We start from the raw sequence: 15647 nt of genomic DNA, 5'->3' as shown, positions 1-15647 counted from the left end.
GGGGAAACGGAATCCATCTTGCTGGAGGCAGCGCTTGATCAGAATTCTCGCCGTATGCACGGGCCTTGCCCGTCCGCTTCCCGGCAAAAGCTACAAGACTGGCATTTTCAAGACGCCGACCGATGCGGCCGTGGTCGTCGACCGTGAGGGCCTGCTGGGCGATGCGATCTGCAACCGGAAACACCATGGCGGGCCGGAACAGGCGGTCTACGGCCTCGGCGCGATCGACCTTGCCTGGTGGTCGAAGGAACTCGGCCGCACGCTGGAGCCGGGAACCTTCGGCGAGAACCTCGTCATCGAGGGCCTCGACAGCCGCAGCGTCTCGGTCGGCGACCGGATCGAGACGGAGAGCGTGCTGCTCGAAGTGACCTCGACGCGCATTCCCTGCAACACGCTGACCGCCCGCATGGGCGACCCGGCCTTTGCGAAACGCTTCATGCAGGCGGGCCGGCCGGGTTTTTATTGCCGCGTGCTGCGGGACGGGGTGATCCAGGCCGGCGATGCCGCGACCTATACGCCCTTCGACGGCGCGCCGGTGACCATGCCGGAGCTGCTGCGCACCTATGGCAGGAACGTTTCGGAGGAAGACCGGCTGCGCTATCTCGCCGCCCCCATCAACGACAAGCTGCGCGCGGCCCTCACCGGCTGATCAGCGGGTGGCGATGGCCGCCGCGGCACCGGCCATGGTGCCGGCGCTGACGCGGTTGGCGATGCGCACGGCGCGCGGGCTCTTCAGGAACAGCCGGGCGCGCGCGGCGAGGAAGACCCAGGCGAGGTCGATCGCGACCAGCACGACGAACATGGTCACGACCAGTTCGGCCCAGCCGACGAGGGTGACGGCGCCGAGATCGATGATCGCCGGCAGGAGCGCGACATAGAACATCATGATCTTCGGATTGCCGAGCGTCACCGTCAGGCCGGCGAAGAACAGCTTTGCGCCCGAGCGCGCCTCCGGCAGGGCGCTGTCGCCGGTCTCCACCGGCGCGAACCACATCTTCCAGGCGAGATAGAGAAGGTAGGCGACGCCCAGCCACTTGATGGCAACGAAGGCGGCATGGAAGGTCTCGGCGATGGCGGCAAGGCCGAGCACGGCGCAGGTAAGCCAGATGCCCTCGCCGATCCACATGGCGGCGAGGAAGGGCAGCACGTCTTTTGCCCCGCGCGACAGCACGCGGGCGACGAGCGCCGCGATGCTCGGGCCGGGCGAGCCGGCCGCCATCATCAACGCGCCGGCAAAGACAATAAGGGTCATCAGGCTCATCGAAAATCCTCCTCGGAAAGCCAGACCCTACAGGATCAGAACGGCAGTTTGAAGCCGGGCGGGATCGGCAAGCCGGCGGTCAGCGCCTTGGTCTTTTCGGCAGCCTCGGCCTCGGCCTTGTCCTTGGCGTCCTTGTGGGCCGCGACGATCAGGTCCTCGAGGATTTCCACGTCGTCTTCCTTGAAGAGCGAGGGGTCGATCTTCAGGCCCTTGAGATTGCCCTTGCCGTCGAGCGTGACCGAGACGAGGCCGCCGCCGGAGGTGCCGTTCACCTGAAGGGCGGCGATCTCCTCCTGCATCTTCTCCATCTTGGCCTGCATTTCCTTGACCTTGCCCATCATGCCCATGATGTCGCGCATCGGCCTCTCCTCTTTCTGACTGGATGTTAGAGCATTTGTTTTCGCGCAATTCCGTTCCGCATCTCGGCTGGAATTGCTAGTGTTCGATATCGTCGCCGGGCAGGATGTCGCCCTCTGCGGATTCCGCGACGGCCGCGACCTCGACGGTCTCGGGCTCGTCTTCCGTTTCCTGCACCTTGATGCGCACGTCCATGATCTTGGCGCCCGGGAAGCGCTGCAGGATGGCGGCCACGTCGGGATCCTGGCGCGCATCGGCAACGCGCGCTTCCTGCGCCATCGTCTCGGCCTCGGCCAGCGTCGGCCCGCCCGGTTCGCGCGACAGGATCACCATCCAGCGTATGCCGGTCCATTCCTGCAGCCGGTTCGACAGGTCGTTGACGAGCGACTTCGGCGCATCGTTGGCAAGGCTGATCTCGAGGCGCCCGGCCTCCACGCTGACCGGCCGCACGAAGGCGCGCACGAGGGCGCGCAGGCGGATGTCGCGGTTCTTGGTGCAGAGGTCGGCAATGTCGGCAACCGACTTCACCGGCACCTTCGGCTCGGCGGCCGGCTGCTCGGCCGGTGCGGTCTCGATGCGGCCGACCGGCTGGGATGCGGGCTCGGCCTGCGGCACGGGGCGCAGCATGGTCACCGCCGCGCCGCCCGACTGGGCGCGCTGGGCCGGTGCCTCCGGCGAACGGGAAACGGCGGCGACCGCGGCCTGTGCCGTCGGCTGGTCGCCATTGCCGCCATAGCCGCCGGATTGCGGGGTGCGCGCGCCATTGCCGCCGCCCTGGCCGCCCGCGAGCTCGGCGAGGCGACGGGCCGCCTCTTCGGGCGACGGCAGGTTGGCGGCGTGCGCGAGGCGGATGATGACCATCTCGGCGGCGCCCGCCGGGCGGCTGGAGGCTTCCGTCTCCGGAATGCCCTTCAGCAGCATCTGCCACATGCGCGACAGCGCGGTGACGGCGATGGAATTGGCGAACTCGACGCCGCGCACGCGCTCGATCTCGCTCAGCGACTGGTCGCCGGCAGCATCGGGCACATATTTCATGCGGGTGACGAGATGGGTGAAGTCGGCAAGGTCCGTCAGCACGACGGGCGGGCTGGCGCCGGCCTCGTATTGCGCGGAAAATTCGGCGAGCGCGGCGGCGGCATCGCCCTTCACGACATGTTCGAAGAGATCGACGATGCGCGCGCGGTCGGCAAGGCCGAGCATGCCGCGCACGGCGTTCACCTCGACGCGGCCGCCGCCATGGGCGATCGCCTGGTCGAGCAGCGACAGGCCGTCGCGGGCCGAGCCCTCGGCGGCGCGGGCGATCATGGCGAGCGCATCCGCCTCAAACGCCACGCCCTCCTTGCCCAGGATGGTGGTGAAGAGGCCGACGAGGTCCGAGGCGCCGATGCGGCGCAGGTCGAAGCGCTGGCAGCGCGACAGGACGGTGATCGGGACCTTGCGGATCTCGGTCGTCGCGAAGATGAACTTGACGTGTTCCGGCGGCTCCTCGAGCGTCTTCAGGAGGCCGTTGAAGGCCTGCGTCGAGAGCATGTGCACTTCATCGATGATATAGACCTTGTAGCGCGCCGAGACCGGACGATAGCGCACCTGCTCGATGATCTCGCGGATGTCGTCGATGCCGGTATGGGAGGCGGCGTCCATCTCGATGACATCGACATGCCGGCCCTCCATGATGGCCTGGCAATGCTCGCCGGGCACGCGAAGGTCGATCGTCGGGCGGTCGATCTCGGATGTCTTGTAATTGAGCGCGCGGGCGAGGATGCGGGCGGTCGTCGTCTTGCCGACGCCGCGAACGCCGGTCAGCATGTAGGCCTGCGCGATGCGCCCGGTCTCGAACGCATTGGTCAGCGTGCGGACCATCGGCTCCTGGCCGACCATCAGGTCGGAGAAATCCTTGGGGCGGTATTTTCGCGCGAGAACCCGGTAGGCGGCGGGTTTTTCGCTGGACGGATTGGGGGTTACGTCGCTCATAGACCCTGCCGCTAATCGAACTTTCAGTCCCGACAGGACGGCCAGGATCAGGACGGTAAGGTGGGAGGCTGGCACGATGACCCGTGCCGGGGCTCGTTAGGGCTGCTTCCTTCCGGACCTGACCCGGTTGGCGAGTGGCTCGTCCACCACCAACCTCCCGTCCCCCATATCGGCAATATTCCATCCGAATGCAAGCGCGGCCGATAAAAAACTGTTGGAGCGAATTTGGATGCCGTGGCATGACTCTAGAAAACAGGCATGCGGGAGAATCCCTTGAGCGACTTTCACCTTGACGAACGGATCGTGCGCGACAGCGACCTTCTGACGAAGATCGGCCTTTGCGAGCTGCGCCTGATGAAGGACGGCCGCTGGCCCTGGCTGATGCTGGTGCCGCAGCGGCCGGATGTCAGCGAGATCTTCGACCTCACGCCGCTGGACCAGACCATGCTGACCTTCGAGACGACGCTTGTCGCCGAAACGCTGAAGAAGGTGACCGGGGCGGAGAAGATCAACGTCGCCGCGATCGGCAACATCGTCCGCCAGTTGCACGTCCATGTCATCGCGCGCAGCGAGGGCGACCCGAACTGGCCCGGCCCCGTCTGGGGTTTCGGCACCGCCGAGCCGCGCTCGGCCGACGAAACCAAGGCCTTCGCGGCCAAGATCCTGGACGCGCTCACGCCATGAAGCCATCGCTGTTCGATCTTTATCGCCCGCATCCCGAGCCCAGCACCATGGTGGCCTTCGCGGAGAACAGCCTCGACCGCCAGTCGGAGCACCGCGCGCCGGACTGCCTGGAACAGGCCTTCAAGGCCGAGACCGTGCATGCCTTCGCGATCGCCGGGGAAAGCTCGTCGTGAAGCATGACGAGAAGATCATCGACCCGCTGTTTGCGCCCTATGAGCTGGCCGAACTCGATCCGGTGCCGGAGGAGGCCATCCTGCTCGGCTACCTGAAGAACGGCGAGCCGCGGCTGGCGATCCCCGTCAGGGCCGATCCCGAGACGCTGCAGGAGCCGCTGAAGGCGGCGGACGGGCGCACGCTCTACCGCCAGCAGATGCTCGACGACGACCTGCTCGGCCAGTTCGCCAGGCCTCCAGCCTGATGACCTGGAACGGCAACAACCGCTTCTGCGGCAAGTGCGGCGCACCGACCCGCTCGGAGATCGGCGGCTACCGCCGCGTCTGCGAGGCGTGCAGCCACACGATCTTCCCGCGCACCGATCCGGTCGCCATCATGCTGATCATCGATATCGAGCGGGACCTCTGCCTGCTCGGCCGCTCGCCGCATTTCCCGAGGGCATGTATTCCTGCCTCGCCGGCTTCCTGGAGCCGGGCGAGACGATCGAGCATACGGTGCGCCGCGAGACGCTGGAGGAATCCGGCATCAAGGTCGGCGCCGTGCGCTACCATGCCTCGCAACCCTGGCCGCTGCCGCATTCGCTGATGATCGGCTGCTACGGGGAGGCGATCTCCTTCGACATCCGCCGCGACGAGCAGGAGCTGGAGGGATTGCCGCTGGTTCACCCGCGAGGAGACCGCGGCGATGATCGCGCGCAGCGCCATGTCCGGCGTTCGCGCCCGGCGCCACGACCCGCCGCCGAAGGGCGCCATCGCGCACCGCCTGATGCGCGACTGGCTGGACTGGCAGGTCTGAGCCGCTCAGCGCCAGCCCAAATGCGGCCGGTCGCCGGGATGCTCGCGCAGCCGGAGACGGGGCGCCAGAAGCCCGGGCGATGACGGGGCTTATGAGGAAGTGACGACGATCCAGGCCGGCAGCAGGTATTTGGCCTGCGCGTTGAACGCCGGCACCGTGAGGATGGCGATGTTGCCGACGCCGAAGACGACGGCGTTCACCATCATCGAGACGAGGATCGTTATGTGGGTGATCGTGCGCATGGGTATCTCCTTCATCCGGAAGGGCCGCCGCCTGCGACCCGCTCCCTTGGGAATGCCCATGCAGCGGGCCGGTTCCGGCCCGCCTGACGATCGTCAAATTTCAGAAGCGCTGCGCATTCGGATGGGCGCGATAGGTGCCGAGGATGCGGACCTTTTCGGAGAAGAAGCGAAGCTCCTCCAGCGCGCGGCGCACCGGCAGGTCGTCCGGATGGCCCTCGATATCGGCATAGAACCTGCGTGGCGTAGAACTTGCCGCCGATCTGGTAGCTTTCCAGCTTCGTCATGTTGATGCCGTTCGTCGCAAAGCCGCCGAGCGCCTTGTAGAGCGCAGCCGGAATTTGCGCACGTTGAAGACGAAGGTGTGACGATGATCTCGTCCCGTCGCGCTCCACCGGCGCCGCATCGCGCGACAGCACGACGAAGCGGGTGACGTTGCTTTTCCGTGTCCTCGACATTCTCCGCGACGATGGAGAGGCGGTAGAGATCGGCCGCAAGGCGCGGGGCGAGCGCGGCCATGCTGCGGTCGCCGGTTTCCGCGACCAGCTTGGCCGCCCCTGCCGTATCGCCGGCGATCACCGGCTTCCAGCCGTTGAGACGGACGATCTTGCGGCACTGGCCGAGCGCGTGGATATGGCTGTGCACGGTGCGGATCTCGTCCTTCGCCACGCCCGGCAGCACCATGAGCTGGAAGCGGATCGGCATGAAATATTCGCCGACGATATGCAGCCGCGATTCCGGCAGCAGATGATGGATGTCGGCGACGCGGCCGGCGATCGGATCATGCGAGGTCGCATCACCGTTCTCGACGGCCAAAGGCATCAAGGTCAGGGCAGCGGCTCCATGTTCGGGAACATGTCGCGGCTGGCCATGTCGGAAAACTCGCCCTGGAAGGCGATCCTGTTGGATGATCATGGCGGGATCCGATGGGTGGTTTTTATCGCCACAATCGGAATGCGTTCAGTGAGCCGCGAGCGCGAGCGCGCGCGCGCGCGCAGCGAGAAGCGCTTCCAGCGCCTTGCGGCGGTAGGCGTAGAGGCCGATATGGTGATAGAGCGGCCCCTTGCCGTACGGCGCCGTCGCGCGCGTGAAATAAAGGGCGCGCAGGCGGCTCTCGCTGAGCGGCGAGCCGACGACCTTCACGACATTCGGATTGGTCTTCTCCTCCTCGTCGCGGATCTCGGTGGTCAGCGTGGCGATGTCGGTCGCGGCGTTCTCCAGCGGGCGAAGGGCGGCACGGATCGTTTCCGGGTCTATCGTCGGCAGGTCGCCCTGCACGTTGATGATGATCTCGGCCCGGCCCTCGGGATCGCTTTTGGTCAGCGCCTCGTGGATGCGGTCGGAACCGGACTGGTGGTCGACGCGGGTCATCACCGCCTCGAAGCCGGCGGCCACCACCGCGTCGAAGATATCCTGGTGATCGACGGCGACGACGATCCGCCCGACATCGGCCTCGGCCGCGCGACGCGCAACCTGCACGATCATCGGCAGGCCCGCAATGTCGGCGAGCGGCTTGCCCGGAAGCCGGGTCGAGGCCATGCGCGCGGGAATGAGGACGAGGGTCTTGTCAAAATTGGCGGAATTCATCTGCAGCCCTTCAAAACCCCCGGGAAAAGTGTCAAAAAGTCTCAGTGCGGGGGCTACAATCACTGTTGCAACGAAGCAGCAAAAGACATAGGTTCCGCGCGATTTCAAGACTGGCCGGCGCATGTCCGCCGGTTCCTAGGGGAGCGTTTGGATGAACTCTTATGTGAACATGGGCGTAGGTGCCCTGCTCGGCACCGTTTTCGTACTGATGTCCGTGTCGATCGCTTCTGAAGGCATTTTCCATTCGGGCGCTCCCGAGAAGGAAGGCTTCGCGATCGTGGCCGAGGAAACCGGTGGCGAGGCAGCGGCGGCGAAGCCGTAGCAACCGTTCCGATCGCCACGCTGCTGGCCACCGCCGATGCGACCGCCGGCGAAACGGCCTTCAAGAAATGTGCGAGCTGTCACACCTCGGAGAAGGGCGGACCGAACAAGGTCGGACCCGGTCTCTGGGACATCGTGAACCGCCCGGTCGCCTCGCATGAGGGCTTCAGCTATTCCGCCGGCATGACCACCTTCTCCGAGGGCCAGAAGGTCGTGTGGGACTACGATCACCTCAGCTACTTCCTGGAAGCGCCGAAGAAGCATGTTCCCGGTACCGCCATGGGCTTTGCCGGCCTGAAGAAGAACGACGAGCGCGCCAACCTGATCGCCTATCTGCGCACGCTTTCCGACAACCCGGCACCGCTGCCGACCGCCTCCAGCGAAGGCGCGGATGCAGGCGCAGCCGCACCGGCCGACGGCGCGACCAGCACCGAGGGCGCGGCTCCCGCTGACGGCGCAGCCACCACGACGGAAGGCGCTGCACCCGCAGAAGGCGGCGACGACGACCGAGGACGCGGCCCCGGCCGATGGCGGCGCCGCCCGAGGGCACCACGACGGAACAGCCGGCTCAGTAAGACGCCGGCGCATGGAGACGAAAAAACCGGCCATCGCGCCGGGTTTTTTTTGCCGCCGCGAAGAAACAGCTTCACCCCAGCAGCCAGGCCCAGAAGGAGACGGTGAAGACGCCGAGCGCCGTCGTCATGGTGATCGTCGAGGAGGCGAGCGCATGGCCGACGCCGAAATGGTTGGCGAGCAGCCAGGCATTGATGCCCGTCGGCACGGAGGAGCACAGTACCATGGCGGCCGTCCATTCCGGGCTGAGGCCGAGCAGCCGGCAGGCGACATAGACGGAGCCCGGCAGCAGCACGAGCTTGAGGCTGGTCATCGCAAGCGCGATGCCGGCATTGCCGCCGACCTTGTACTTATTGAGCGCCATGCCGATCGAGATGAGCGCCGCCGGCGCTGCCGCCCCCGCAAGCTGGTCGACCACAACCTTCACGGGCCCGGCGAGCGGCACGCCGCCCGTGTGGAACAGCGCCCCGGCGACAAGGCCGATCACCAGCGGATTGCGCACCAGGCTCCTGCCGATGCCGAGGAGAAGGGTGCCGATGCGCTGCGGCTCGCGCGTGCCGTCCTTGCGCTCCGCCCGCTCCATCAGGATCGTGCCGGCGATCATCATGACCGGCAGGTGCACGGAGAGCAGCACGGAGATCGCCACCAACCCCTCTTCGCCGACGATGCGCGAGACCAGCGGCAGGCCGATGAAGACGGTGTTGGCGAAGGCGGAGGAGACGCCGGCGAGCACGCCGATCCGCCGGTCGCGCCTGAAGCCGAGCGTGGCGACAAGGTGTGCCACCGTCCAGGTGAAGGCGACCCCGGCGAAGTAGCCGATCCAGATGCGCAGCGGCGATTCCCCGGCGAAATCGGCCTCCGCGATGGTGCGGAAGAGCAGGACGGGAACGGCCACCCGGAAGACGAACTCCCCCAGTCCCTCGCCCAGCGCCTCGCGCAGGTAACCGGTGCGCACGAGCAACCAGCCGATGAAGATCAGCGCGAAGATGGGCAGGACATTGAGGGCGACGTCAGACATGCAACCGTCCGGAAAGCGGAAGAAAAGGCAACAGGACGGCCGCCCTGCGGGCACCATGGGTAGGGCAAAGCAAAAGGAGGGTCCAGCGCCAAAGGGCGGCGCACAAATGAAAAAAAGCGAGGGTTATCCCCCTTCCTCATCCCGGCCTGGCCGGGGAAGTGCTTCGCGCGGGTGCCAGTACATCCGTGGTCACCGCGCTTGCGAAACACGACTTTCGTGTCTGACGAGGGTTCTACCGGCCCGCTGTAACAGCGATATGACAGAGACCGTTCGCCGTGATTTGAAGTCTGCGCCGATATGGTTAACAAAAGGTTAACGCCACGCCGCGGCAAAAATTTTTCGCATTCCCGGCGATTGAACGGCGAACCTGAAACGTCTTCCCCCTGGTTCCATGCGCCGCCCCCTTTTCGCCCCTCCCGACGCGCTCCGTCTTTCGATTGACAAGCCGCATCCGGGTCTGGACAGTGGCGGCGGCAACGAGACGGGCAGCGTTAGGAGGACTTCATGTCTATGCGCGCATTCTTCGGTTTCTCGGCACTTCTTCTGGCTGCCGTCGCCTCCCCTCCCCTCCCCGCAGGCGCACAAGAAACGCGCACCGTGGTCACCTCTGAAAACAGCGATTATTTCGGCTTCGACCTGCGCACCGTGCAGGACGTGACGCTCGACCAGTGCAAGACCGACTGCATCGACGACCTGTCCTGCCGTGCCTTCACCTATAATCCCAAGGTGAAATGGTGCTTCCTGAAGAGCGACTTCAACCAGCTCAACCATTTCCAGGGCGCCGTCGCCGGCAAGATCGTGCGCGCCGACAGCGCCGTCGATATCGGCGCGCCGCCGGCCATGGCCTTCATCCGCGACTACATGATGAGCGATGCCCGCTCCTTCCGCGACAACCTGTCGCTTGCCAGCGAGCACACACGGCCAGGGCACCGAAAGCCTCGCCTCGCTCGGCCGCATCGAGACGGCCTCCAGCCGCTTCGACCAGGCGCTGATCGCCTTCAAGGGCGCGCTTTCGCTTGCGCCCGACGACTACTACCTCTGGATCGAGACCGCCGAATCCATGACGCGCGCCGTCAACAACAGCTATCTCGCCGGCCAGGGCGCGCTTGCGGCGATCAACGCCTACCAGCTCTCGCGCACGACGGAGACCCGCGCCCGGGCGCTCGCCGTTCTCGCCGAGACGCTCGACAAGTCGAGCAATTACCGCGCCGGCATCAATGCCTACAAGGCGAGCCTCGCGCTGAAGGAGGACGTCGCGGTACGCTCGGCCTATCTCGGCCTTCGTGCCCGCCAGGGCTTCCGCGTCGTCAACCACACGATCGATTCCGACAGCGCGAGCCCACGCGCCTGCGTCGAGTTCTCCGAACCGCTCGTCAAGTCCGGCGCCGACTATGCCTCCTTCGTCACACTCGACGGTGCGGCGCCGAAGGCCGTGGAAGCCAAGGACCGGCAGATCTGCGTCGAGGGCCTCACCCACGGCCAGCGCTACAAGATCGCCTTCCGCCCCGGCCTGCCGTCGGCGGTCGACGAGCCGCTGGAATCGGCCGTCGACCTCGACATCTACGTGCAGGACCGCGCCGCCATGGTGCGCTTCACGGGCGACGGATTCGTGCTGCCGGGAAGCGTGCGCCGCGGCATCCCGATCGTCTCCGTCAACCCGACAGCGCCGACCTGAAGCTCTACCGCGTCGGCGACCGCGCCATTGCCGGACTGCTGTCCGAAAGCCGATTCCTCACCCAGCTCGACGGCTATTCCGCCAGCCGCATCGAAAACGACAATGGTGAACTGGTCTGGCAGGGTCAGATCGAGATCGCCCGCGACCTCAACAAGGACGTCGTCACCAGCTTCCCGGTCGACGAGGCGCTGCCGGAGCGCAAGCCGGCGTCTACGTCCTGACCGCCGCCGCCTCGAACGGCCGCTCGAACGAATGGGATGCCAAGGCGACGCAATGGTTCGTCGTCTCGGATGTCGGCCTCACCACCTATGCCGGCACGGACGGGCTCAACGTCTTCGCCCGTTCGCTCGACAGCGCCGGCCCGCTCGACGGCGTCGAGCTCCAGTTGATCGCCAAGAACAACGAGTGCTCGCACCGCGACGACCGCGCGCGGCCGGCGCGCGACCTTCACCGCCGGCCTGATGCGCGGCACAGCCGCCAACACGCCCGCCGTGATCCTCGCGAAGAAGGGCACGTCGGACTTCGTCTTCCTCGACATGACGCGCGCCGGCTTCGACCTTTCCGACCGCGGCGTCACCGGCCGCCCGGCGCCGGGCGCCCATCGACGTGCTCGCCTGGACCGAGCGCGGCATCTACCGCGCCGGCGAGACGGTGCACGCGACGGCGCTCGCCCGCGACATCGAAGCCAATGCCGTGGAAAAACTGCGCTCACCTTCGTCTTCAACCGCCCGGACGGCGTGGAAGACCGCCGCATTGTCAGCGACGGCGCCGCGCTCGGCGGCCATGCTGTCGACCTGCCGCTGCAGGAAAACAGCATGCGCGCACCTGGACCATGCAGATATTCACCGATCCCAAGGGCACGGCGATCGGCGAAAAGCAGTTCCTCGTCGATGATTTCGTGCCCGACCGCATCGAATTCGACATGACGAGCGAGGCGAAGGCCATCGAGGCCGGCGTTCCCGCCGAAGTGTCGGTCGAGGGTCGCTATCTCTACGGCGCACCGGGCGCCGGCCTTGAAATCGAGGGTGACGTCGCGCTGAAGCCGACGCGCCAGGACGCCGCCTTCCCCGGCTACGTCTTCGGCCTTGCCGACGAGGAGGCGCTCGAAGAGAGCACCACCTCGCTCGAAGACCTCGACGTGCTCGACGACGACGGCAAGGCGACCTTCGAGGTGAACGTCGCCGACCTGCCCTCGACCACCCAGCGCCTCGAAGCACTGGTCACGCTGCGCATGATGGAGGAAGGCGGCCGCGCCGTCGAACGCAACCTCACCCTGCGGTCAGGGCGGCCGGCGCGATGATCGGCGTGAAGCCGGAATTTTCGGGCGAGCTTTCGGAAAACAGCGTCGCCAACTTCCATGTCGTCGCCGTGGCGCCGGATGGCTCCAGGCAGGCGATGCAGGACATGCCCTGGAAGCTGCTCGCCGTCGAGCGGAACTACCAATGGTATCGTGACGGCAGCTCGTGGCGCTACGAGCCGGTGCTCTCGACCAGGCAGATCGCCAACGGCACGGTCGATGCCGGCGCGGATGGCGGCGCATCTCGGTGCCCGTCACCTGGGGCCGCTACCGCCTCGAAGTGGAAAGCGCCGAACCGGACGGCCCGGCGACCAGCATCGAATTCGACGCCGGCTGGTACGTCGCCGCAACCTCGACGGAAACGCCGGACGCACTGGAAATCTCGCTCGACAAGGAAAACTATGCGGTCGGCGACACGGCCAGGCTGAAGATCTCGCCGCGCCATGCCGGCCAGGTGCTGATCACCGTCGGCGCGGAAGCCTGATCGCCACGAAGACCGCCGCCATCGGCGCCGAGGGCGGCGAGGTGGAAATCAGATGGGGTTGGCCGCGAGCATTGCGCGGGCCTTTTCGAGGTCGGCCGGAGTATCGACACCCAGCGGAACGGTGTCAACGATCTCCGCATCGATGCGCATTCCCGCCTCCAGCGCGCGCAACTGCTCCAGCGATTCCCGCCTTTCGAGCCTCGAGGGCTTCAGCGCGACGAAGGCTTCCAGCGCCTTGCGGCGGTAGGCGTAGAGGCCGATATGGTGATAGAGCGGCCCCTTGCCGTACGGCGCCGTCGCGCGCGTGAAATAAAGGGCGCGCAGGCGGCTCTCGCTGAGCGGCGAGCCGACGACCTTCACGACATTCGGATTGGTCTTCTCCTCCTCGTCGCGGATCTCGGTGGTCAGCGTGGCGATGTCGGTCGCGGCGTTCTCCAGCGGGCGAAGGGCGGCACGGATCGTTTCCGGGTCTATCGTCGGCAGGTCGCCCTGCACGTTGATGATGATCTCGGCCCGGCCCTCGGGATCGCTTTTGGTCAGCGCCTCGTGGATGCGGTCGGAACCGGACTGGTGGTCGACGCGGGTCATCACCGCCTCGAAGCCGGCGGCCACCACCGCGTCGAAGATATCCTGGTGATCGACGGCGACGACGATCCGCCCGACATCGGCCTCGGCCGCGCGACGCGCAACCTGCACGATCATCGGCAGGCCCGCAATGTCGGCGAGCGGCTTGCCCGGAAGCCGGGTCGAGGCCATGCGCGCGGGAATGAGGACGAGGGTCTTGTCAAAATTGGCGGAATTCATCTGCAGCCCTTCAAAACCCCCGGGAAAAGTGTCAAAAAGTCTCAGTGCGGGGGCTACAATCACTGTTGCAACGAAGCAGCAAAAGACATAGGTTCCGCGCGATTTCAAGACTGGCCGGCGCATGTCCGCCGGTTCCTAGGGGAGCGTTTGGATGAACTCTTATGTGAACATGGGCGTAGGTGCCCTGCTCGGCACCGTTTTCGTACTGATGTCCGTGTCGATCGCTTCTGAAGGCATTTTCCATTCGGGCGCTCCCGAGAAGGAAGGCTTCGCGATCGTGGCCGAGGAAACCGGTGGCGAGGCAGCCGGCGGCGAAGCCGTAGCAACCGTTCCGATCGCCACGCTGCTGGCCACCGCCGATGCGACCGCCGGCGAAACGGCCTTCAAGAAATGTGCGAGCTGTCACACCTCGGAGAAGGGCGGACCGAACAAGGTCGGACCCGGTCTCTGGGACATCGTGAACCGCCCGGTCGCCTCGCATGAGGGCTTCAGCTATTCCGCCGGCATGACCACCTTCTCCGAGGGCCAGAAGGTCGTGTGGGACTACGATCACCTCAGCTACTTCCTGGAAGCGCCGAAGAAGCATGTTCCCGGTACCGCCATGGGCTTTGCCGGCCTGAAGAAGAACGACGAGCGCGCCAACCTGATCGCCTATCTGCGCACGCTTTCCGACAACCCGGCACCGCTGCCGACCGCCTCCAGCGAAGGCGCGGATGCAGGCGCAGCCGCACCGGCCGACGGCGCGACCAGCACCGAGGGCGCGGCTCCCGCTGACGGCGCAGCCACCACGACGGAAGGCGCTGCACCCGCAGAAGGCGGCGCGACGACGACCGAGGACGCGGCCCCGGCCGATGGCGGCGCCGCCACCGAGGGCACCACGACGGAACAGCCGGCTCAGTAAGACGCCGGCGCATGGAGACGAAAAACCCGGCCATCGCGCCGGGTTTTTTTATTGCCGCCGCGAAGAAACAGCTTCACCCCAGCAGCCAGGCCCAGAAGGAGACGGTGAAGACGCCGAGCGCCGTCGTCATGGTGATCGTCGAGGAGGCGAGCGCATGGCCGACGCCGAAATGGTTGGCGAGCAGCCAGGCATTGATGCCCGTCGGCACGGAGGAGCACAGTACCATGGCGGCCGTCCATTCCGGGCTGAGGCCGAGCAGCCGGCAGGCGACATAGACGGAGCCCGGCAGCAGCACGAGCTTGAGGCTGGTCATCGCAAGCGCGATGCCGGCATTGCCGCCGACCTTGTACTTATTGAGCGCCATGCCGATCGAGATGAGCGCCGCCGGCGCTGCCGCCCCCGCAAGCTGGTCGACCACAACCTTCACGGGCCCGGCGAGCGGCACGCCGCCCGTGTGGAACAGCGCCCCGGCGACAAGGCCGATCACCAGCGGATTGCGCACCAGGCTCCTGCCGATGCCGAGGAGAAGGGTGCCGATGCGCTGCGGCTCGCGCGTGCCGTCCTTGCGCTCCGCCCGCTCCATCAGGATCGTGCCGGCGATCATCATGACCGGCAGGTGCACGGAGAGCAGCACGGAGATCGCCACCAACCCCTCTTCGCCGACGATGCGCGAGACCAGCGGCAGGCCGATGAAGACGGTGTTGGCGAAGGCGGAGGAGACGCCGGCGAGCACGCCGATCCGCCGGTCGCGCCTGAAGCCGAGCGTGGCGACAAGGTGTGCCACCGTCCAGGTGAAGGCGACCCCGGCGAAGTAGCCGATCCAGATGCGCAGCGGCGATTCCCCGGCGAAATCGGCCTCCGCGATGGTGCGGAAGAGCAGGACGGGAACGGCCACCCGGAAGACGAACTCCCCCAGTCCCTCGCCCAGCGCCTCGCGCAGGTAACCGGTGCGCACGAGCAACCAGCCGATGAAGATCAGCGCGAAGATGGGCAGGACATTGAGGGCGACGTCAGACATGCAACCGTCCGGAAAGCGGAAGAAAAGGCAACAGGACGGCCGCCCTGCGGGCACCATGGGTAGGGCAAAGCAAAAGGAGGGTCCAGCGCCAAAGGGCGGCGCACAAATGAAAAAAAGCGAGGGTTATCCCCCGCTTCCTCATCCCGGCCTGGCCGGGGAAGTGCTTCGCGCGGGTGCCAGTACATCCGTGGTCACCGCGCTTGCGAAACACGACTTTCGTGTCTGACGAGGGTTCTACCGGCCCGCTGTAACAGCGATATGACAGAGACCGTTCGCCCGTGATTTGAAGTCTGCGCCGATATGGTTAACAAAAGGTTAACGCCACGCCGCGGCAAAAATTTTCGCATTCCCGGCGATTGAACGGCGAACCTGAAACGTCTTCCCCCTGGTTCCATGCGCCGCCCCCTTTTCGCCCCTCCCGACGCGCTCCGTCTTTCGATTGACAAGCCGCATCCGGGTCTGGACAGTGGCGGCGGCAACGAGACGGG

10 protein-coding genes, 1 other RNA gene and 5 pseudogenes are annotated in these 15647 nt (G+C 66.2%); 6 read left to right on the top strand and 10 right to left on the bottom strand.

From position 1 onward, the window contains the following. Window positions 1-37: 37 nt before the first annotated feature. Window positions 38-649: an MOSC domain-containing protein gene (locus tag shn_RS01210; RefSeq protein ID WP_064332383.1), complete on the top strand. Its 612-nt coding sequence runs from the start codon at window positions 38-40 to the stop codon at window positions 647-649. On the opposite strand, the gene shn_RS01205 is transcribed toward shn_RS01210, so the two are convergent. From shn_RS01205 to ffs, 4 genes are all read right to left on the bottom strand, one after another. Then, complete coding sequence (locus shn_RS01205; RefSeq protein ID WP_064328810.1) at window positions 650-1261, bottom strand: LysE family translocator; 612 nt, start codon at window positions 1259-1261, stop codon at window positions 650-652. Between the two features lie 35 nt (window positions 1262-1296). Beyond that, window positions 1297-1620, bottom strand: coding sequence for a YbaB/EbfC family nucleoid-associated protein (locus shn_RS01200; protein ID WP_064328809.1), 324 nt, complete (start codon window positions 1618-1620; stop codon window positions 1297-1299). Between the two features lie 76 nt (window positions 1621-1696). Further along, window positions 1697-3589, bottom strand: a complete 1893-nt coding sequence (locus shn_RS01195; protein WP_064328808.1) for a DNA polymerase III subunit gamma/tau — start codon at window positions 3587-3589, stop codon at window positions 1697-1699. Between the two features lie 60 nt (window positions 3590-3649). Next, window positions 3650-3747, bottom strand: an RNA gene (gene ffs, locus shn_RS01190) — signal recognition particle sRNA small type. Window positions 3748-3847: 100 nt separating this feature from the next. Between ffs and shn_RS01185 the strand changes: the two genes are divergently transcribed. Then, the gene (locus shn_RS01185; RefSeq protein ID WP_064328807.1) at window positions 3848-4273 is read left to right on the top strand and encodes an HIT domain-containing protein; all 426 of its coding nucleotides are present in this window, start codon (window positions 3848-3850) and stop codon (window positions 4271-4273) included. Beyond that, window positions 4270-5242: pseudogene (gene nudC / locus shn_RS01180) on the top strand (NAD(+) diphosphatase). Before shn_RS01185 ends, nudC begins: the two are co-directional and overlap by 4 nt. 89 nt (window positions 5243-5331) lie before the next feature. On the opposite strand, the gene shn_RS36260 reads toward nudC, so the two are convergent. From shn_RS36260 to shn_RS01170, 3 genes and pseudogenes are all read right to left on the bottom strand, one after another. Further along, on the bottom strand, window positions 5332-5484 hold the full coding sequence (locus tag shn_RS36260) for a hypothetical protein (protein ID WP_168168885.1): 153 nt from the start codon (window positions 5482-5484) through the stop codon (window positions 5332-5334). Between the two features lie 100 nt (window positions 5485-5584). Then, window positions 5585-6353 (bottom strand): annotated as a pseudogene (locus tag shn_RS01175) (prephenate dehydratase). Window positions 6354-6459: 106 nt separating this feature from the next. Next, window positions 6460-7068, bottom strand: a pseudogene (locus shn_RS01170) (3-deoxy-manno-octulosonate cytidylyltransferase); the annotation flags it as partial. Between the two features lie 151 nt (window positions 7069-7219). On the opposite strand from shn_RS01170, the pseudogene shn_RS34830 reads away from it, so the two are divergent. Continuing rightward, a pseudogene (locus tag shn_RS34830) lies at window positions 7220-7964 on the top strand (cytochrome c family protein). Between the two features lie 71 nt (window positions 7965-8035). Here shn_RS34830 and shn_RS01160 read toward each other — a convergent pair. Beyond that, window positions 8036-8980 carry an AEC family transporter gene (locus shn_RS01160; RefSeq protein ID WP_064328800.1) on the bottom strand — a complete coding sequence of 315 codons (945 nt, stop codon included), beginning with the start codon at window positions 8978-8980 and terminating at the stop codon, window positions 8036-8038. Between the two features lie 504 nt (window positions 8981-9484). Here shn_RS01160 and shn_RS34825 point away from each other — a divergent pair. Then, window positions 9485-12486, top strand: a pseudogene (locus shn_RS34825) (MG2 domain-containing protein); the annotation flags it as partial. On the opposite strand, the gene shn_RS01135 reads toward shn_RS34825, so the two are convergent. Then, window positions 12485-13240, bottom strand: coding sequence for a 3-deoxy-manno-octulosonate cytidylyltransferase (locus shn_RS01135; RefSeq protein WP_064328802.1), 756 nt, complete (start codon window positions 13238-13240; stop codon window positions 12485-12487). The pseudogene shn_RS34825 and the gene shn_RS01135 overlap by 2 nt on opposite strands. A gap of 151 nt (window positions 13241-13391) precedes the next feature. On the opposite strand from shn_RS01135, the gene shn_RS01130 reads away from it, so the two are divergent. Beyond that, on the top strand, window positions 13392-14141 hold the full coding sequence (locus shn_RS01130; RefSeq protein ID WP_064328801.1) for a cytochrome c family protein: 750 nt from the start codon (window positions 13392-13394) through the stop codon (window positions 14139-14141). A 73-nt stretch (window positions 14142-14214) separates the two neighbouring features. Here the strand turns inward: shn_RS01130 and shn_RS01125 are convergent, their stop codons facing one another. Beyond that, window positions 14215-15159, bottom strand: a complete 945-nt coding sequence (locus shn_RS01125; protein WP_064328800.1) for an AEC family transporter — start codon at window positions 15157-15159, stop codon at window positions 14215-14217. Window positions 15160-15647 lie beyond the last annotated feature (488 nt).

Source organism: Shinella sp. HZN7, from assembly GCF_001652565.1.
GTDB classification, from domain to species: domain Bacteria; phylum Pseudomonadota; class Alphaproteobacteria; order Rhizobiales; family Rhizobiaceae; genus Shinella; species Shinella granuli.
The sequence above is the reverse complement of the archived record's forward strand: the minus strand, read 5'-3'. Positions and strand labels throughout refer to the sequence as shown.